An 18,392-nucleotide genomic window follows, 5' to 3' on the forward strand; every position below is an offset into this window, starting at 1 on the left:
TGGATGGATAAGCGGTGGTTTAAAGAGCGATGGAAAAAAGCGAAGTCACGCGCGCAGCGGCCAGTCGCGCAGACGATTTCGCGCGGTCTGAACCAGTCTTGCGAGGCCGTCCGGTTCCTTGATGAGAAAAACGATGATCAACGTGCCGAAGAGGATCTTCTGCAGGTTCTGCAATTGACCGGCTTCGATACCGACGCTGGCAAGCGCGCCCGCCGCATGCGAGAGAAGAATGGGCAGCAGCACGATGAACGCCGCGCCGAGAAAATTCCCGCCGATGCTCCCCATGCCGCCGATGATGATGATGAACAACACCTGAAACGACAGATTGAGATCGAAGCCGTGCGGCTCGACCGTGCCCAGATAAGCAAATGCCCACAACGCGCCCGCAATGCCGATCACGAATGAACTCAGCGCGAATGCGAGCAACTTGGTGCGGCCGGTCGGGATGCCGATCACCCGCGCAGCCGTGTCCATGTCGCGCACGGCCATCCAGCGTCGGCCGAGTTCACTGCGCACGAGGCGAGTCGCAAGCATGAACAGGACGGTGGTGACGCCGAGTACGAGCAGATAGCGCGCGGCCGGCGTGTCGATTTTCCAGCCGAACGCCGTGAGACGTGGCGCGCTGAGTACGCCCGAGGTGTCGTCGTTGGAAAACCAGCTGACTCGCGTGAAGATCCATTCGACAAGGAACTGCGCGGCCAGCGTCGAGACGATCAGGTAAAAGCCTTTGATACGCAGACTCGGCAAACCGAACACGGCGCCCACCGCGGCCGTGATCAATCCCCCGAGCAGGAGATCGACGACGAGCGGCAAGCCTGGCACCCGCACCATGAGGTTATAGGTGGCATAGGCGCCGACCGACATGAACGCCGCGGAGCCGAGCGAGAGTTGGCCGGCATAGCCCGTGACCAGGTTCAGCCCGAGTCCTGCGAGCGACAACACGAGGAACGGAATCAGAATCGCATTGAGCCAGTAGTCGTTGCCGAGGAGCGGTACGGCGATGAACGCGATCAACGCGAGAATCGCCGAGAGCCATAACTTCAGCAGCGGCATTCGCAGCGGGTACGGTTTGAATGTGGACGGCACATTCAACGTGGGGCGGGAAGACGACATAGCCGGCCTCATACGCGTTCAATGGCGGGTTCGCCGAACAGACCGACAGGCCGCGCGAGCAGGAACAGCATGGCGAGCAGATAGGGAAACCAGTTTTCGATGCCGCCGCCGAGCAGGCTGCCCACATAGACCTCGGCAAGCTTCTCCGATGCGCCAATCAGCAGGCCGCCGGCAATCGCCCCGCCAATCGACGAAAATCCGCCGATGATCAGCACCGGCAGCGCCTTCAGCACCACCAGCGACAGCGAGAACTGCACGCCGAGCCGTGCGCCCCACAGGAGTCCCGCCACGAGGCTGACAAAGCCGGCCAGCGCCCACACGATGGCCCACACGCGCGGCAGCCGTATGCCGATGGCGAGAGCGGCAAGCGGATCGTCCGCGACTGCGCGCAGCGACAGCCCGAGCCGCGTGCGCTGGGTCAGAAGCGACAGGCCGATCACCAGCACGCCGGCGCTTGCCGCGGCAAAGACGTCGAACTGGCTGATCATCACGCCGGCCACGTTCAGCGGTTTGTCGTCGATGCCGAGATCCAGGCCGTGCACCTGGGCGCCCCAGAATAATTGCGCGGCGCCTTCGAGAATGAAGCTCAAGCCGAGCGTCGCCATGAACAGCACAATGGGTGGCCGGTTCACCAGCGGCCGCAAAACGAGCCGGCCGATCAGCAACGCAATCAGCACCAGGGCAGCCAGCGTGATGCCGAATGCAAGCACGGCATTCACATGCCGCTCGACGAGGCTCACGTACGTGAGCGCGCCGAACAGCACCATCGAACCCTGCGCGAAATTGAACACGCCGGACGCTTTGTAGATCAGCACGAAGCCAATCGCGACCATCGAATACATCACGCCCGCCAGCAGTCCGCCGACGAGTACTTCGAGGAAGAATCCCATAGTGTTCAATCTCTCAATGACGGGTGCCGAGATACGCGGCCAGCACGTCCGGGTTGGTGCGCACGTCAGCGGGGGCGCCGTCGGCGATCTTCTTGCCGTAATCGAGCACCACCACGTGATCCGACAGGTCCATCACCACGCCGATGTCGTGCTCGATGAGTACGACGGTCACGCCGAATTGCGTGTTGGCGTCGCGCACATAGCCGGCCATCGCGCGTTTTTCGTCTGCGTTCATGCCGGCCATCGGCTCGTCGAGTAGTAAAAGGCGCGGCTCGGCGGCGAGGGCGCGGGCCAGCTCGACGCGCTTTTGCACGCCGTACGGCAGGGTGCCGACGGTGGTATGCCGATAGCGCTGCAGATCGAGCGCTTCGATCACCACCTCCGCGTAGCGGCGTTGCGCCGTCTCATCGTTGCGTGCGCGGCCCATGTTCAATGTCTGTTCAAGCCACGTGCTGCGCCGATGCAGATTGCGGCCGGTGAGCACGTTGTCCAGCACGCTCATGCGGCGAAACAGCGCGATGTTCTGAAACGTGCGGGCGATGCCGCTGTGCGCCGCGTGATACGGATTCATACGCCGATAGACATGGCCGTCGAAATGCACGCTGCCTTGCTGCGGCTGGTAGACGCCGTTGATCACGTTGAGCAGCGAGCTTTTGCCGGCGCCGTTCGGGCCGATCAGCGCGCAGATTTCACCTGTGCGCACGGCGAAGCTGATGTCGGTGATCGCTTTCACGCCTTTGAACGACAGCGAGATATGGTCGAGTGAGAGCAACGCGTTTGAGAACGAAGTCATTGAACGTTGGGTCATGCATCAATAGGCCGGTTGTTCCGACGCGCCGTCTGTTGCATAGCGCTGCTGCGGCGGCGTCTGACGTTTTTGTTCGACACGCCGCCAGTCGCCGGTATCGGGCCAGGCGCGCACGTCGACGCGCAATGCTTCGAATAGCGCGGCGGTTTTTTCATCGAGCGGCGGTCCGATGACGAGCGCGGCATGCGTGCGTGAAAATCCGATCACTTCGCGTAACGGACGGGCGATGAGCCACCAGGTCAGCGCACGCGCAAGTGCACCGTCCTGTCCGCGCTGCGCACGGCTGATCAGACGGCGTCGCCATGAACGCGCACCGGGCAAACGGTCATCGACGAGCTGTGCCACCCGGGCGTAGGTTTCGCGAGTGCCTGCGACGAGCGTCGGTGCGAGTTCGCGGCGATCGTTGTCGCGGGTCGCGAGCGACTCCGGAAAATTCAGGCGAAAGCCGCTCAATACCCACGGTGCAATGAGGTAACGCGCCTGGGATGCCGCAGCGAATGCGCGTGCGGCAAATGCTTCGTCGTCCTGGTTCAGTTGCTCGGTCGCGACGAGTTGCTGTGCTTCACGCACCAGCGCCGCATGCGGGAAACGTTGTTCGACGAGTTGTCCCTCCGCATCGAGGCGCACGAAGGCGAATGCGTCGTCATGGGGGCGAGCAGTTGAGGCAAACCCGCTCGGGTTGTGGACCCGCAAAGCGCGATAGTCGGTCACGGCGCCATGCGGATGCGGCGTCAGATTGCGCGGATTGGCGTCGATCACGCACAATCCTTCATGCGTCAGCAGGCGATCGATCTGGCTGTCGTCTTCGGCGAACACGAAGCGCGGGGCGATATGCGTGAGTACCGAGCGCAACGCTTCGTCGGCGAGCTGCGGGTCGAGCGGTATCGCGACGCCACCGTTCCACTGCGCGGCCAGCGACAGTAGCAACGCCTCCTCGCGCGGATGACTGACGAGCAGCAGCGCGTCGCCCGCCGCAAAGCCGTGTTGCGCGAGACCGGCGGCCAACTGCTCGACTGCCGTGGCGACGTCTTGCCACGACAACGCGTGCCATGCGCCTAGCCGCTTGTGCCGCAATGCGATGGCGCGCGGCCGGTGCTGCGCCTGATGGCGCAGCCAGTCCGGCAGTGTCGACGGCGGTGCGTTTGTCATCATCAGGCGGCCTTGGCCTGCTGCCTGAGTTCGAGTTCGCGCACCAGCGGCAAGACCCGCTTGCCGAAATACTCCACCTCTTCGATGAAATGGAGAAAGCCGGTCAGCACGAGATCCACCCCGACCGATTTCAGTTCGACGATGCGCTCAGCGATCTGCTGCGGTGTGCCGATGAGATTGGTGCGGAATCCGTCGTTGTATTGCACGAGGTCTTCGAAGCTCGACGTGGCCCAGTTGCCTTCGCCTTCCGGCGAAGCCTTGCCGGCCTGCTTGACGGCGTCGCCGAAGGCGTTCACGGCGTCGACGTGGGCATGCTTGATGATGTCGGCGAGCACTGCCTTGGCTTCCTCTTCGGTATCGCGGGCGATCACGAAGGCATTCACGCCGATGCGCACCTTGTGATTGTTTTTAGCCGCCTTGGCCTGAATATCGTCGATCTGCGCCTTCAGGTTTTCCGGCGTATTGCCGTTGGTGAAGTACCAATCGGAGACGCTGGCCGCGTTGTCGCGTGCGGCGCGTGAACTGCCGCCCTGGAAAATCTCCGGATGCGGCTTTTGCACCGGTTTGGGACTGAGCGTGTAATCGTTGAAGCGGTAGAAGTCGCCCTTGAAGGTGAAGTTGTCCTGTGTCCAGATGCCCTTGAGCGCCTGAATGAATTCGTTCGAGCGGCGATAGCGCTCGTCGTGTTCGAGCCACGGTTCGCCGAGCGCGGTGAATTCACCTTTGAACCAGCCGCTCACCACGTTGATAGCAATGCGGCCATTCGAAATATGGTCGATCGTGGCCAGTTGTTTGGCGACAACCGCAGGGTGCCACGGTCCTGGCAGAATCGCCGCCAATACCTTGAGTTTGGTGGTCGCGTGCAACAGGGCCTGGCTGAACGAAACCGACTCGTGCTGATATTCCGCACCGTATCCGGCGGTGAAGCGGATCTGGCTCAGCGCGTATTCGAAACCCGCTTTCTCCGCGGTTTGCGCGAGCTTCTGGTTGTACTCGAGACTCCAGTCCGTGCGCTGCTCGATCGTGCTGACGACCAAACCGCCGCTGACGTTGGGCACCCAGTAGGCGAACTTGACGGCGTCGTCGTGTGAGGGATTCTGGCTCATGATGGTCCTGGTGATTGGGTAAGGGGGTCTATGCAGCCAGCGTTGCGGCTTGCGGGGAGGAAGCGGGAAGCCGTCCGGCGTGCAGCCATGGAAGTGCGCGAGTCACCGCCAATGCAATACGCTCTTCGAGGGCCGGGTTCGAGATCGCATAGCCGCTGAAATCCGCTTCCGACGCATACACGCCAATCGGTAGCGTGCGAGCCTGAAAAAAACTGAATAGCGGACGCAACTGGTGATCGATGACGAGCGCGTGACGATCGCTGCCGCCCGTCGCGGCGAGCAGCACCGGCACGTCGAACAGCGCCTCGTGATGCACGAGATCGAACAGATGCTTGAAGAGTCCTGTATACGAAGCGCGATAGACCGGACTCGCGACCACCAGCAGGTCGGCCGATTCAATGGCCTCGATGTGCGCTTCCACGTCAGCAGGGACTTGCGAGCGATGAACCGCGCCGGCGAGTCGTGAAGCGATCTGCCCCAGCTCGATGAGATGCGTGTCGATCGGCAGCGAGTTGCCGAGCGCGGCAAGCAGGTGTTCGACCACGACGAGGGTGCGCGACGGCCGTTGCAACGCACCGGAGACGGCGACCACTTTCAATCTGTTGCTCATTCGAACGATCCTTTCAGGCGAAAGCGAATTAATCGGGACTGCGGCTTATTTAGCGAATACCGTGCCATCCGGGTCCACGTGGAAAAGACGGGGTGGGGGCGAATGTGCGGGGCAACGTCAACGGCTCGTCAAGTCAAATGGCATAACCGTTAGCGGCTCACGCTGCCGCGCATATCGCGGTGGCATGGAACCATTGCAGACCGACGTATGAAGCTGGCGAAGCAGGATGGCCTCGGCGCTGCTGCTGGAGAAGCAGTGCGGGGCGTCGGCGGTGGGCGCGCAGGTTTTTGGTATTCCGACTGGCCTGCTGCCTGGGAGGCGATGCATGAGAGCGGTGCTGATGCAGAGGCAGCATCCATATCGATGCTGCTGCGTAAGCAGCAATTCGACTTTGGATACCACAACAAAATGCATCGGAAGTCGTGGTAGCGGGTCAGAATATGTTCCTCAGGAAGCAAGCTTGATCGACGCTGTTCAACGCCCGTCAGCCGATGGACGACGGGCCACACCCGCACGTCGCGGCGTGAATGTCCTTGTCCCTATGAATTCGACCTACGTACTGCCGGACGCGCCGGCTTCCCTGCTACCGAGCGCGCAGACAGCATCGGTCAACGAAACGCCCCTGCAGATCGCGCAGCGGCTCGCGACCGCATTCGCGCTAACCGCCGCCGAACGCGACACGCGAGGTGGAACGCCGAAAGCGGAGCGGGACGCGTTGCGCCTCAGCGGTCTTCTCGCGATGAGCATTCCCGAGGTGCATGGTGGCCTTGGAGCCAACTGGCGGCAGACGCTGGACGTGGTCCGCACGCTCGGCCGCGCCGACAGTTCGCTTGGACACGTATTCGGCTTCCACCATCTGATGCTGGCGACGGTGCGTCTGTTCGGCTCGGCGCCGCAGTGGCGCGCCTGGTTCGAGCAGACTGCCCGCCGCCAATGGTTCTGGGGCAATGCGTTAAACCCGCTGGATGAACGGGCCGTGAGTCACTCGCACGCGGATTGGCGGGAATTCAGCGGGCAGAAGAGCTTCTGTTCCGGCGCGCTCGATTCCGAAATGCTGATCGCTTCCGCGCGAGACGCCGATACCGGAGCGTTGCTGATCGCGGCAGTCCCGACCGGGCGCACGGGCATCTCCGTCGCGGAGGATTGGAACAACATCGGCCAGCGCCAAACGGACAGCGGCACGGTGACGCTGGAAAAGGTGCGGGTGGAGAACCACGAGATTCTGACCGACCCGGGGCCGCTGTCGACGCCTTTTGCGTGCCTGCGCCCCTTGCTTGCTCAGCTGATCCTGACGAATGTGTACCTCAGCATAGGCGAAAGCGCGTTTAACGACGCCCGTCACTACACGCTTCATGAGGCGCGTCCGTGGCATACGTCCGGCGTGCAAACCACCGCGGCGGACCCTTATATCCTCGGTCAGTACGGCAAGTTCTGGGCGGGCCTCGAGGCGGCGCGGCTGTTGACCGACCGCGCGGCCGATCGTTTCGATGCGGCCTGGACTCGAGCAGATGCACTGACTGACGCCGAACGTGGCGACGTGGCGTTGGCGGTTGCAACGGCCAAAGTTGCCGCCACCGAAATCGGGTTCAGCATCTGCACCCGTATGTTCGACGTGGCCGGCGCGCGTGCGACGCATGGCGCGCTGAGGCTGGACCGTCACTGGCGGAATTTGCGCACTCATACGCTTCACGATCCGCTCGCCTATAAGCTTCGAGAAATCGGCGAATGGGCGCTGACGCAACGATATCCGACGCCGAGCTTCTACTCATGAACTATTCACTCAATCACGTGTTACCAGACCGGCCTGCCATCGCGCGAACGGAAGTGCCGCCTTTGCTGACAATGCCCGACAAGCGCACCTTGACCACCTCGATTCGCGCGACCGCACAGGTTTTCTCGGACCCGCAATCGCTGGCGTTGCTCGAACGCATTCGCATGGTGGCGCCGAGCGACGCCAACGTGCTCGTGATCGGCGAGACCGGGACGGGCAAGGAGCTGGTCGCACGTCATGTGCATAATCTGAGTGCTCGCAAGGACGGCCCGTTTGTAGCGGTCAATTGCGGGGCGTTCTCCGAGTCGCTGGTGGAGAGCGAATTGTTCGGCCACGAGAAAGGCGCGTTCACCGGCGCGTTCTGCGCCAAACCCGGCTGGTTCGAAGCGGCCAATGGCGGGACGCTGTTTCTGGACGAGATAGGCGACCTGCCGCTGTCGATGCAGGTGAAACTGCTGCGCGTATTGCAGGAACGCGAGATCGTGAGGCTCGGCTCGCGCAGGAGCATTCCCATCGACGTGCGCGTGCTGGCGGCCACCAATGTGCATCTGCAGGACGCCGTGGCGGCGGGCCATTTCCGCGAGGATCTGTTCTATCGGCTGAACGTCGTGCATCTGGCGGTGCCGACGCTGCGCGATCGACCCGGCGATATATTGCCGCTGGCCCGATATTTCATCGAGGAGTACCGGAACCGGCTGGGCTACGGCCCCGTCGACATCGAGCCGCGCGCGGAGCGAAAGTTGCTGGAGCATGGTTGGCCCGGCAATATCCGTGAACTCGAGAACGTCATCCACTATGCGTTGCTGGTGTGCCGCAGCGATTCGCTGGGCGAGGGCGATTTGCAGATGTCGTCGTTCGGGGTTCATGCCGCGCGACGAGCGGCCAGTGAACCTGTTGCGTCCACACCGTTGGAAGGGCTGGAGGGAGCGTTGCGCCATCTGTTCGATCACGCGGAAGGCAACCTGTTCGAACAGATCGAAGACACGGTGATGCGCGTGGCGTTCGACTTCTGCTACCGGAATCAGATTCAGGCGGCGAGGTTGCTGGGCATTAGTCGCAATGTGTTGCGGGCACGGTTGATCCGGGCGAAGCAGATTTCCGCGCAGAAGTAGGCTCATATGCGTGATGCAGTACTTTCTTTGGCGTGCCTTTAGACGGCGAAGCGGACCGCCCACGAGACCGGTCCACGTGTCGCTGCGTGCCACGGGAGTAGCGAACTACGCTGCAGTTCTGCTGTTGCCGATCTGCCAGACAAAGGGCGGCTCTTTGCCGTTGATTTCCCAGTCCCCCACGATCCGTTCCTTATAGATCAGCGGATTGTGTGATGCCGCGGTGCGAGCGTTTCGCCAGTGACGGTCCAATAGTTTGTTTTCGCTGGTGCCCGAAGCACCGAGTGCGTTGAACAGGTCGGTGGTCGCCTGCAAAATCAAACCGGCCACGGCGACTTGCGCTTTGGCCGATTCGATTTCGGCGGCCACGTTCGCCGCGTGTTCAGCATCGCGGTCCGCGCCGAAGCGCGTTTCGTACGCTCTTTGCGACGGCTCCGCGGCGCGCACAGCGGCCGCTTCCGCCGCATACACGCGCGCCGCTATTTGTCCCACCACCTGCTGCACCTGGGCGTCTTCGCTGACGCGCGGCGCGTTGCCGTGGCTGTACACCCGGGTGCGTTTGCGTACTTCGTGCGAGATGTCGCGCAAGGCAGCGCGTCCCGTACCGGCAATCACGGCGATCAGCACGAGTTGATAGAACGCCGTCTGGTATTTGAAACGCGTGGAGAAGTCGATGATGTCCTCTTCTTCGACTACGGCATTCTCGAATACAGACGTCCCGCTTCCGGTGGTGCGTTGACCGAAGCCATCCCAGTCGTCGCTTTGTTTGACGCCTGGCTGGTGCGTGCTCACTGCTGCGATGACGTCGGCGCCGTTGTCGTCGCGCTGTGCGTACACGTCGATCCAGTCGGCGAAGATACTGCCCGTGCTGTAATACTTTGTTCCGTTGACGACCCACTGGTTGTCGTTGCGCGAGACACGCGTGATCACGTCGCCGATCTTCACCGCGCCGACTTCGGTCCACGCGTTGCCGACGATTTCGCCTGCCACGAAGCGTTGCAACCATTTTTCCCGTGCGGCGCCGGGTGCCGCATTGATCCTGTCTTCGACGAAGGCGAAGTGGCCGCGCAGCGCTTGCGGCAAACTCGAGTCGGCCTCGGCCAGTTCGATAAGCAACTGCACGAGTTGCGGAAGTGATGCGCCGGCGCCGCCGTATTCACGCGGCACTCTGACGGCGCCGAACCCGGCTTCTTTCAACCAGGCAATCTGCTCGTAGGGCAGCGCACGCGTGCGCTCGCGTTCGAGCGCGCCTTCCGCGATCCGGGTGAAGATGGGTCTGAATCTGGCGGCCAACTGTTCATAGTCGGTGCCGTATGAAAGTGGCAATTTTTCACGCTGGTTTTCTGATGTCATGCGCCTGCTCTTGAGTCGATAGGTGGAGTGAGGCAGAGCGATTGGGCTCTTGACCGTACGGACTGAAAAGCACGAGCCATGCCATCGATACGAACGTGTCGTCTTGCTGATCTATGGGGCGGGCAGGGGTTGCTTGCTGCTGGCTTGAGAGCAGTGTGCTGATGAACTGCTTGCCTGACAGCAGCTTGAAGCCGGAACGTTGCCAACTCACGCGAGTGGCGAATTGAGAATTGGCGCTTCGGTTCGAAGCACCGATGGATCGCGGCCATGCTACCTTCTTTCATGTCCGCGAGCGCGCTGACGATTCGATACCGAGGTCGATATGGAACCCACATGGCAATTCCAGTTAAGAATTACCGTCTCACCCGAACTTGCAAACGATCTGCGCATAGACGTGGCGGGTGCTTCGCATGTTGAGCTTCGCAATGTACTGCGCAAGCACAACGCAACTTTGAAATGTCAATTCGACGCTTTCGCCGACTACGTGAGTGAAGCGGAACAACAAGGCCCGGAAAACTATCCGCTTTATCAATGGACGCGGCAGACCATTGAGAACCCGCAGAAAAAAGCGAAGTACTTGCAATCGTTCACTGTCTATGTGAACGGCGACGAGATATACGGCAAGGAAATCGCCGGCGTGATGGAAGCTGAACTGCTGGCACTCGCCGGTGACGATGGCATTAAAAGCGTCGCCAGATTCGATACCAATCCGGCGAATAATCCGCAGCCCCCAAACGCTAGCGATAACACGTAGTCGATCTGCTTTCCAGCACGACACTCGCATGTAATAAATCGAAATCCCGAATCGATTCGCAAGGCGTTAGCCATCGAACCGAGTTCGGTCACCGGCACGATCCAGGACGTGCAGCACATTGTCGTCTTCATGCAGGAGAACCGCTCGTTCGATCACTATCCCGCTCACCTGAGCGGCGTGCGCGGTTATAACGACCGCTTTCCCGTGACGCTGCCGAACGGCCAGCCGGTGTGGTTCCAGCCGCGCCAGGCGGATCGGACGAAGGCGATTTCAGCATACGTATTCGACATTTCTTTCATTGTCATTTCGAGTCGGCCGCAAACTGGTAAATCAATTTTACATTTGGCGACAAGGCGTCAAGTTCGTGAGAGGATGGCATTTCACTTTTTCTCGCGGAGGGCGAAATGGGACTCTTGGACGAAGTAGGCAAGATCGCTGGCGCAGTAGCGGCCGTTGAAGCAGCGGAAAAAGTCGATCCGGAAGCAGGCCTGCTGACGAAAGGCATTGCAGCGGTGGCAGGCTTTGAAGGCGCCGGTGCATTGGAGTCGCTGGTCGAGAAGAAAGACGACCAGAAGCAGGACGACGCCGACAATGCTCAGGCCACAGACGATACGAATCCTCAGACGTGATTGTGTGCGGTGAGCGGGCCAGTCCTTCACGGGACTGGCCCGTTTTTTTATGTTGCTCAACACTCCATCTGCTCGCTCATGCCAAGTTCGGCGAAGACCTTCGACATCATCCCGGCGCGTCGCCACTCCAGCCATTTGATGTAGCAGGTTTGCGATGGCGGAAAGTTGGCGGGGAGACGTTGCCACTTTTCGTTATTGCGAACGATCCACAGGATGGCGTTCACGATCTCGCGCGGATCTCGCCGTGGTCGGCCGACTCTCGGTGTGGTGTCGTGGTGGAACAGGTGGGCAATGCGTTGCCAATCTTCATCGGACAGCGGGGATTCGGGCATTTTTCAGATAGTAACCGGCCAGTGCAATCTGATTATCCCAGGTAGAGTCAGCCTTCTAAATCGCGATATCGGATGTGAAAACAGTGCAAACCGGAGGATTGTTTTGGCCGGATTGTGATGGTCGAGGGGCACGACTGAGCCGCTCCTACGCTAACGGGATTTGCCCTTGGTGGTCTTCCTCGCGCTCGCGGCGCGAGGTGCATCTTTCGCCGGCAGGGCGCTGCCGCCGTTCATCTGCTCCATCCACGACAACGCGTCGACGTACGACAGGAACTGCTGGAGATAGCCTGGCGACAGCTCCCGCATCAGTGAGAGCGATCGATGCACGAGACTGCTCGAGTTGAGCGGACCGGCATTACCCGGCGCTTTCTTTAGCGATTGCCGCAACTGTTTCTCGGAACGGACCTTGGACCAGGTTTGCCTGAAGTAATCGAGCACCTCCAGTTCCGGATAGGAGGATGGCCGAGGCGTGTCGGTATGCGTTGTGGGGCCGTCGCCGTCTGCCGGCGCATGACTGTCGATGTAGTCGATCAGTCCAGCCAGCGTTCCGCGAGCGGGTTCGGTGGCTGATGCCGTGGTCGTGGTGTCGTTGCCGGCATCGGCATCGGCATCAGCCGCACGTGAAGCAGCTTGCTCAAGATCGCCGGCATACGCCTCGATCAGGCTGAACAGTCTCTCATCCAGCAGACGCCGCGCCTCGCCACTATGACCGGCTGCGCGTCGATCCAGCGCCTCGATGAAATGAAAGCGGATGGGATCCAGACGATCGGCGCCGCGCTCGCGCCATGCGTCGAGCGTTGCGCGGGCGCTGTTCGTCACGTCGCGAGCGCCGCTATTCGTGTTGCTCACACTACTCACGGGGCTTCACCGTTGCGCTCGAAGGCCTCGGGACGGGTGCTATTTCCACGCGCCGGTTTTTCGCTCGGCCCTGGTCGTCGGCATTCGAGCTGACGGGCTGCTGCGAGCCGAACGCGGCCGCGAATACGGACGCGGCAGGGACGCCTTCGCTGATCAACGCACGGGTCACCGTCAGCGCACGCTCGGCCGATAGCTCCCAGTTGTCGGCGAAGCGGCGGTTAGCCTCCCGCACCTGGCGGTCGTCGGTGAAGCCGCTCACCATCAGGATCTCGTCATTAGCCCGAAGATAAGCGGACAACGGCCCCGCCAGGCTCTTCAGGACGTCCCGGCCTTCGGGCTGCAATTGATCGGAGTTCAGTGCGAACAACACGCTGCCGTTGATGCCGATGCGTCCGTTGACCAGCGTCACCCGGCCCGCTGCCAGCGGTCCTGCCAATGCCTGCTCCAGGGTCTTGCGGCGCTGTGTTTCCATCTGGCGCTGCTTGACCTCTTGTTCCAGCCGGGTCGAGAGCTCCAGTTGCACGCCGATGACGCCCACCAGGATCAGCACGAACGCACCCAGCAGCACCGACATCAGGTCGCCGAAGACGGGCCAGATAGGCGCCGTGGTTTCCACGCCGCCGTCGATTTCCTCGCTCATGCCGCTTCAGCTCCGACCGACGCCCGCTTGCCCGCGAGGTGCTGCAGGTCTTCGACGATCTGCTTCTGCGACATCATGCTCAGGTCGATGACTTCTCGCGCCTGGGCGACGTAGTAGGCCAACTGTTCGTCGCTGCGCGCGAGCGACTTGTCGAGCGCGGCTTCGATACGCTGCAGATGCGCGACGAGCGTGGTGTTCGACTCGCCGAACAGCTGGACGGCCGCGCCGAATGCTTCGCCGAGGCTCGCCACTTCGACGGCGCTGCCGGTGACCTGCGCGGCCACCGCGCCCAGCTTCCCGGTTTCGAGCTCGACCTTGTCGGTGAAACGCGTGCCGACACGATCCAGCAAATCCGCGGACGTGGCGACGAGCGCGTCGACGGCCGTGCGCTGTTCGGTGGACGCATGGTTGACGGCATCGAGCAGGGTTTCCAGCGTCGCCAGCAAGCGGCTGCGCTCGTCCAGCATCGCGGTGTCGCGGACCATGCTGTCGGAGAGCTTCTGACGCAATTCGGCGACGACTTCCGCCGCGGCCTTCGGCGCTTCCGATGCGGCTTGCACGAGCTGGCCGATCTCGGCGATCGTGCTGTTCGCGTGGGCTTGTGTCTGGGCCGAGATGTCGCGTGCGGTTTGTGCCAGCGTCTCGCAGATTTCCTGCTGCCGGCTTGCTGTGTGCGTGCCGGCCTGCTCCCATTCCTTGCTCAGCGTGGCGGCCATCGAACCGAGTGCCGCAGTCCAGGCTTCCAGCCGCTGCTGATCTCGCGCGGCCAGTTCCGCCTGCAAATCCGCCGCAGCCTTAGGCGCTTGCGCCGCCACTTGCACGAGCCGGTCGATCTCGGCGATCGTGCTGCTCGCGTGCGCCTGAGTTTGAGCGGAGAGGTCGCGCGCGGTTTGCGCCAGCACGTCGCAGATTTCCTGCTGCCGGCTCGCGCTGAGCGTGCCCGCCTGCTCCCATTCCTTGCTCAACGTAGCGGCCATCGAGCCGAGCGTCTCGGTCCAGGCCGCCAATCGCTGCTGGTCTCGCGAAGCCAGTTCCGCCTGCAAGTCGGTATGCGACTGACCGACTGTGCGCAGCAGTGATGCCGAGTGCTGCTCGAAGCTTGCCGCGGCCGCCGCGAGCGCTTGCTGATGGTGGCCCGCCAGCTTCTCCCCGGCCTGTTCCTGCCGCGACAGCGCCTCGCTCCATGCTTCTGACACGTTGCCCGCCGTTGCATCGAGGCGTGCCGCGATGCCTTCCAGCAGGCCGGCCGAGCGTTGCTCGAAGGTCTCGGTGAATCGGTCCAGCGACGTGCCCAGGTGCTCGGTGAGCGCCTCGTTCGAACGCTGCTGCCCCTCAAGGGCCTTGTTCCAGATGCCCGCGACGGTGGTGGTGGTGGTCTCGAATCCGTTCGAGAGGCCGTCCAGTTGCCGCTGCACGGCCTGCGTGACGGTGTCGTGCATCGCGGCAGTCTCGCGTGCGAGGCCCGCCATCGTGGCGGCCATGACCGGCTGCAGCGCCGCGCTGGCGGCGCGGGTGCTTTCGGCCACGCTCTCCTTCAACGACTGCTCCACGGACGCGGCAAGGCGCGTGTAGGCCGCCTCTGCCTTGCCGTGAAAGGCATCCTGGCTGGCGATCTGCCGCTCGTGCAAGGCGAGGCTTTGTTGCTCGATGGCCGCCATCATCGTCTGCAGACGATCGACCAGGGCGGGCATGACCTCCGTCTGCCGCTGCAGGAGTTTGAAGCTTTCCTCGCGCTGATGCGTCTGCGAGTAGATGCGCAAGGTCGTCGCGATCTTCACGTCGAGCGCCTGCGCGGCATCGATCCGTTCGCGCCGGCACAACGCCGAAAGCAGTCCCAGCATCGCGGATGTGGCCACGCCCGCAATCGACGTGCCGAACGCGAAGCCCAGCCCCTTGACCGGCGCGCCGAGCGAATCGCGGATAGCCTGCAGGTCCGTCGCGCTTTCCAGCGCCATGCCGGTGCCTCGCAGGGTCGCCACCATGCCGAGGAGCGTGCCGAGCATGCCCAGCAACACGAGCAGGCCGACCAGATACGGCGTCAGCGCCGGGCCCGGTAACGCCGCGCGCTCACCCTCGACGCGCAGGCGCACCGCATGGCGCAGGGTGGGATGCAACGGGTCGAGCCAGGCGCCCAGGCTGGGCGGCGGCCCGGACAGGCCCGCGACCGCACGCGCCAGCGTGGACGTGGCCTGACTGTAGCGTCGCAGCTCGAGCGCGCCCGTCAGATAGCAAACGCCGATCAACAGCGTGACCGCCAATGCCAGCGCGTTGGAGCCGACGTAACCGGCACCGATCCAGCACACCGCGGCCAGACCTGCCAGAAAAACAACGAGATTGAGATATCTGGACATAGTGTCCCAGTTAGCAGGTGCGAAGGGCCGCGAGCAGCCCTTCGACCGGTTGTAAACGAACATCCAGTTCGGCGAGCAACACGCTTTGCATATCCTTGCGGAACGTGTCCAGCCATGCGCCGGGCGAGGTGGGTGAGGCGGTTGCGGCGTCCACCGAGGCTTCGGTTTCAGCCTCGGCCTGTGCCTGTTGCTCCGCCTGGCGCAACCGCTCGAAGTGCCCCGCGAGCAAGCCGGGCACGGCGGCCAGCAGACTCCGCTCACGCTCGCTGAGCGCTCGCTCCATCACGGCGTCCACCACCGCGAGCCGGGCCATGGCGGGCGCTCTGGCGGCCAGCGCGGCCCGCAGGCGAGCGCGCAGGTTGCCGATGCCCGTCTCCATCGACTGCTGCATGGAGAGGTAGCGTTGACGAAAAACCGCATAGTCGACCGGCGCGTTCATGGGGGCGCCTTGAGGGAGCGTCCGTGCCGTCGACCCGCGATGCCTCGCGACGGCAAGCACGCTATCCTCGACGATGGCGTCCGCCAACGACGTGCGCACGCGGGCGCACTCGCTCTCTTCAGCGTCGCTGAAGGCGCGTGCGCCGGCGGCGACGGCAGGCGGAGCGTTGCTCAGCGCCGAGGACAACGCGATCGCGTCGGTCCAGCCGAGCCATTGGCTTAGCCGGTCCGAAAGCGACAGGCTGGATTCGGGAACATCGACATCCGTCAGGCGAGCAAGTAAACGGATGAGCGCCGGGCCACTGAAAGCTGTGCGCTGTGGGACTTGCACCATACCACCAGAGTCAAAAAAGTCAGCAGTTTACACGCCGACGGGGTGGGGGATGCAGCCCCTTAATGGGTGGGGCGCCTGAGCGCGGTCTTTTAGCGCGGCTGAGAGGGCATTCGCGAGGCCTGGATGCTGGTCGCCGATGCCGGTTTTTGTGCACGGCGTAAGCGGCTTTTGCGCCGTCAGCCAATAGAGCAATTGCGGCTGACGGACGGTGTGAGGTACCGCGCCGACGCCGAACAGCCACTCCCGAAAGCCGCTGCACAGTCTCTTCCACCTCCGGCCGTTTCATCCGGCTGTCATCGCTTCACGACTAGGATGCCCTGTCACTTCTGTCGCGCCGTGGTCCGGCACGGCACTCACGGCCCACGTAGCATCGTGCGCCGGCCGGCCGTGTCGGCGACCTTCCACCCCATACAAAAACACTAGCCATGTCGAACAAGAAAATCGTCAAGGATTCGCCGGCCGATCAGGGCGCGACCATCGTCTCGCGCCGCGGGTTTCTGAAGTTTGCCGGCGCATCCAGCCTCGCGACGGCAGCGGGCACGCTCGCATCGGCGGCACGGGCCGCGAACAGCACACCCGACGGTACGCCGGAGCAGATCCACCTGACCTGGGGCAACGATCCGACGAGCGAGGTCACCGTGTCGTGGGCGTCGCCGGCGCCGGCGGTCAACCCGAAGGTGCGCTTCGGCGGGCCAGGCGCGGCGCGAGACACGGTGCACGGCGTTCAAGGCACCTATACCGATGGCATCAACGGCGAGGTCGTGTTCACTTATCACGCCCGTTTGCGTGGCCTGAAGGCCGATACGAGCTACGAGTACGAGGTGAGCGCCGACAACGACAGCAACGCGGCCCAGCCCTTTACCGCGAGCTTCCGTACGGCGCCCCGCGGCCGCGCGCCATTTCGCTGGACGAGCTACGGCGATCTCGCGACGCCCAATACCGGCTGGATCCTGTCGTCGCCGCAGAGCCGCTTTGCGGTTCAGGCCGTCGAGCGATTTCAGCCGCTGTTCCACCTGCTCAACGGCGACCTCTGCTACGCCAATCTGAATCCGGCGCACCAGCCCGAGGTGTGGCGCGACTTCGGCAACAACTGCCAGACCTCGGCGTCGAACCGGCCGTGGATGCCCTGTCCGGGCAATCACGAACTCGAGTTCCACAACGGCGAGCAAGGCCTTGCCTCGTATCTCTCGCGCTACACGCTGCCTGAGAATCACACGCGCTACCAGGGGCGCTGGTACAGCTTCCGCGTGAGTTCGGTGCTCTTCATTTCGCTCGATGCGGACGACGTGGTCTATCAGGATGCAGCCGCGTTCGTCGCGGGTCCGAATCCCCTGGTGCCGGTGGCGAGCACGGGCAATCCGCCGATCCAGCCGGGCACGTCGCTCTATGTGCGTGGCTATAGCGAGGGCGAGCAGACCCGCTGGCTCGAGAAGACATTGCGCCGGGCGGCCGAAGACGACGAAGTCGACTGGATCGTCGTGCAGATGCATCAGGATGCGCTGAGTTCGTCGAAGACCGGCAACGGTTCCGACAAGGGCATCCGCGAAGCCTGGCTGCCGCTGTTCGACCGCTACGGGGTCGATCTGGTGCTGTGCGGGCATGACCATGATTACGAGCGCAGCTATCCCGTGCGCGGCTGCAATCACAACAAGGGCACCGATATCGCCACGGGGCGCGTGGTCGATACGTTGCAGCCGCGGCCGGTGATGTCGGCGGTATCGTCGGGGGCGTCGACGTTCGATACGAGCCACGGCACGATTCACCTGATTCTCGGCGGTGGCGGCACGAGTGCGCCGCTCGATGTGTACGGTGTGGATGCCGGGACAGGCTTGCCGCAGGCGCGTATTTTCACGCGACCCAATCGTCCGGTTGCCGGAACGGCCGCGGGTACGTTCGTGCGCGCCAGCGCGGATGCCGTCGAAGATGCGATATGGTCAGCGCAACGGGATACCGGCACGGGCTACGGTATCGCGGTGTTCGACCATGATCCGGGACATCCGGGGGGCGAGACCTCGATAACGATGAACTACTATCACGCCCCGGGCGCGGATCAAACCCCGACGCAAAACTATGAGTTGTTCGAAACGATCGAGTTGAAGAAGAAACGGCGGGGGTGAGCGCTACGCTAACGTCACGTTCGACGCTGG

The 18,392-nt window shown here is 62.9% G+C and carries 18 protein-coding genes and 1 pseudogene; 7 read left to right on the forward strand and 12 right to left on the reverse strand.

Annotated features, from left to right (window positions below):
- Window positions 1-45: 45 nt before the first annotated feature.
- The 6 genes from DSC91_RS00600 to msuE all read right to left on the reverse strand — a co-directional run bounded on the left by DSC91_RS00600 (window position 46) and on the right by msuE (window position 5,676).
- Entirely contained in the window at window positions 46-1,053 is a 1,008-nt protein-coding gene (locus DSC91_RS00600; protein WP_167470502.1) for a branched-chain amino acid ABC transporter permease, read from the reverse strand.
- Window positions 1,054-1,121: 68 nt separating this feature from the next.
- On the reverse strand, window positions 1,122-2,003 hold the full coding sequence (locus DSC91_RS00605; RefSeq protein WP_115776345.1) for a branched-chain amino acid ABC transporter permease: 882 nt from the start codon (window positions 2,001-2,003) through the stop codon (window positions 1,122-1,124).
- Between the two features lie 13 nt (window positions 2,004-2,016).
- Entirely contained in the window at window positions 2,017-2,796 is a 780-nt protein-coding gene (locus DSC91_RS00610; RefSeq protein ID WP_115776346.1) for an ABC transporter ATP-binding protein, read from the reverse strand.
- 18 nt (window positions 2,797-2,814) lie between these two features.
- On the reverse strand, window positions 2,815-3,963 hold the full coding sequence (locus DSC91_RS00615; RefSeq protein WP_115776347.1) for an AMP-binding protein: 1,149 nt from the start codon (window positions 3,961-3,963) through the stop codon (window positions 2,815-2,817).
- Window positions 3,963-5,066 (reverse strand): dimethylsulfone monooxygenase SfnG, encoded by a 1,104-nt coding sequence (gene sfnG, locus DSC91_RS00620; RefSeq protein ID WP_115776348.1) that lies wholly within the window; start codon window positions 5,064-5,066, stop codon window positions 3,963-3,965. The genes DSC91_RS00615 and sfnG overlap by 1 nt, the downstream gene beginning before the upstream one ends.
- Before the next feature lie 28 nt (window positions 5,067-5,094).
- Complete coding sequence (msuE, locus tag DSC91_RS00625; protein WP_115776349.1) at window positions 5,095-5,676, reverse strand: FMN reductase; 582 nt, start codon at window positions 5,674-5,676, stop codon at window positions 5,095-5,097.
- 207 nt (window positions 5,677-5,883) lie between these two features.
- Between msuE and DSC91_RS00630 the strand changes: the two genes are divergently transcribed.
- The 3 genes from DSC91_RS00630 (at window position 5,884) to DSC91_RS00640 (ending at window position 8,559) form a co-directional block, all read left to right on the forward strand.
- Window positions 5,884-6,105: a hypothetical protein gene (locus tag DSC91_RS00630; RefSeq protein ID WP_115776350.1), complete on the forward strand. Its 222-nt coding sequence runs from the start codon at window positions 5,884-5,886 to the stop codon at window positions 6,103-6,105.
- A gap of 112 nt (window positions 6,106-6,217) precedes the next feature.
- Complete coding sequence (locus tag DSC91_RS00635) at window positions 6,218-7,447, forward strand: acyl-CoA dehydrogenase family protein (RefSeq protein WP_208645726.1); 1,230 nt, start codon at window positions 6,218-6,220, stop codon at window positions 7,445-7,447.
- The gene (locus DSC91_RS00640) at window positions 7,444-8,559 is read left to right on the forward strand and encodes a sigma-54 interaction domain-containing protein (protein ID WP_373291923.1); all 1,116 of its coding nucleotides are present in this window, start codon (window positions 7,444-7,446) and stop codon (window positions 8,557-8,559) included. The genes DSC91_RS00635 and DSC91_RS00640 overlap by 4 nt, the downstream gene beginning before the upstream one ends.
- Window positions 8,560-8,664: 105 nt before the next feature.
- Here DSC91_RS00640 and DSC91_RS00645 read toward each other — a convergent pair whose 3' ends face one another.
- A complete protein-coding gene (locus DSC91_RS00645) occupies window positions 8,665-9,909 on the reverse strand; it encodes an acyl-CoA dehydrogenase family protein (protein WP_115776352.1) in 1,245 nt (414 codons plus the stop codon).
- A 322-nt stretch (window positions 9,910-10,231) separates the two neighbouring features.
- On the opposite strand from DSC91_RS00645, the gene DSC91_RS00650 reads away from it, so the two are divergent.
- From DSC91_RS00650 to DSC91_RS00660, 3 genes and pseudogenes are all read left to right on the forward strand, one after another.
- A complete protein-coding gene (locus DSC91_RS00650) occupies window positions 10,232-10,663 on the forward strand; it encodes a hypothetical protein (RefSeq protein WP_115776353.1) in 432 nt (143 codons plus the stop codon).
- Between the two features lie 45 nt (window positions 10,664-10,708).
- Window positions 10,709-10,951 (forward strand): annotated as a pseudogene (locus tag DSC91_RS00655) (alkaline phosphatase family protein); the annotation flags it as partial.
- Between the two features lie 116 nt (window positions 10,952-11,067).
- Window positions 11,068-11,292 carry a hypothetical protein gene (locus tag DSC91_RS00660; protein ID WP_115776354.1) on the forward strand — a complete coding sequence of 75 codons (225 nt, stop codon included), beginning with the start codon at window positions 11,068-11,070 and terminating at the stop codon, window positions 11,290-11,292.
- Window positions 11,293-11,348: 56 nt separating this feature from the next.
- Here the strand turns inward: DSC91_RS00660 and DSC91_RS00665 are convergent, their stop codons facing one another.
- From DSC91_RS00665 to DSC91_RS00685, 5 genes are all read right to left on the reverse strand, one after another.
- Window positions 11,349-11,624 carry a transposase gene (locus DSC91_RS00665; RefSeq protein WP_115776355.1) on the reverse strand — a complete coding sequence of 92 codons (276 nt, stop codon included), beginning with the start codon at window positions 11,622-11,624 and terminating at the stop codon, window positions 11,349-11,351.
- 150 nt (window positions 11,625-11,774) lie between these two features.
- A complete protein-coding gene (locus tag DSC91_RS00670; protein WP_229758312.1) occupies window positions 11,775-12,473 on the reverse strand; it encodes a DUF2894 domain-containing protein in 699 nt (232 codons plus the stop codon).
- Window position 12,474: 1 nt separating this feature from the next.
- Complete coding sequence (locus DSC91_RS00675) at window positions 12,475-13,122, reverse strand: OmpA family protein (protein ID WP_115776356.1); 648 nt, start codon at window positions 13,120-13,122, stop codon at window positions 12,475-12,477.
- Entirely contained in the window at window positions 13,119-15,473 is a 2,355-nt protein-coding gene (locus DSC91_RS00680; RefSeq protein ID WP_115776357.1) for a DUF802 domain-containing protein, read from the reverse strand. Before DSC91_RS00680 ends, DSC91_RS00675 begins: the two co-directional genes overlap by 4 nt.
- 10 nt (window positions 15,474-15,483) lie before the next feature.
- Window positions 15,484-16,245, reverse strand: coding sequence for a DUF3348 domain-containing protein (locus DSC91_RS00685; protein WP_115776358.1), 762 nt, complete (start codon window positions 16,243-16,245; stop codon window positions 15,484-15,486).
- A 425-nt stretch (window positions 16,246-16,670) separates the two neighbouring features.
- On the opposite strand from DSC91_RS00685, the gene DSC91_RS00690 reads away from it, so the two are divergent.
- Window positions 16,671-18,362 (forward strand): purple acid phosphatase family protein, encoded by a 1,692-nt coding sequence (locus DSC91_RS00690; protein ID WP_115776359.1) that lies wholly within the window; start codon window positions 16,671-16,673, stop codon window positions 18,360-18,362.
- The last annotated feature ends 30 nt before the right edge of the window (window positions 18,363-18,392 follow it).

Source organism: Paraburkholderia caffeinilytica, from assembly GCF_003368325.1.
GTDB lineage: Bacteria > Pseudomonadota > Gammaproteobacteria > Burkholderiales > Burkholderiaceae > Paraburkholderia > Paraburkholderia caffeinilytica.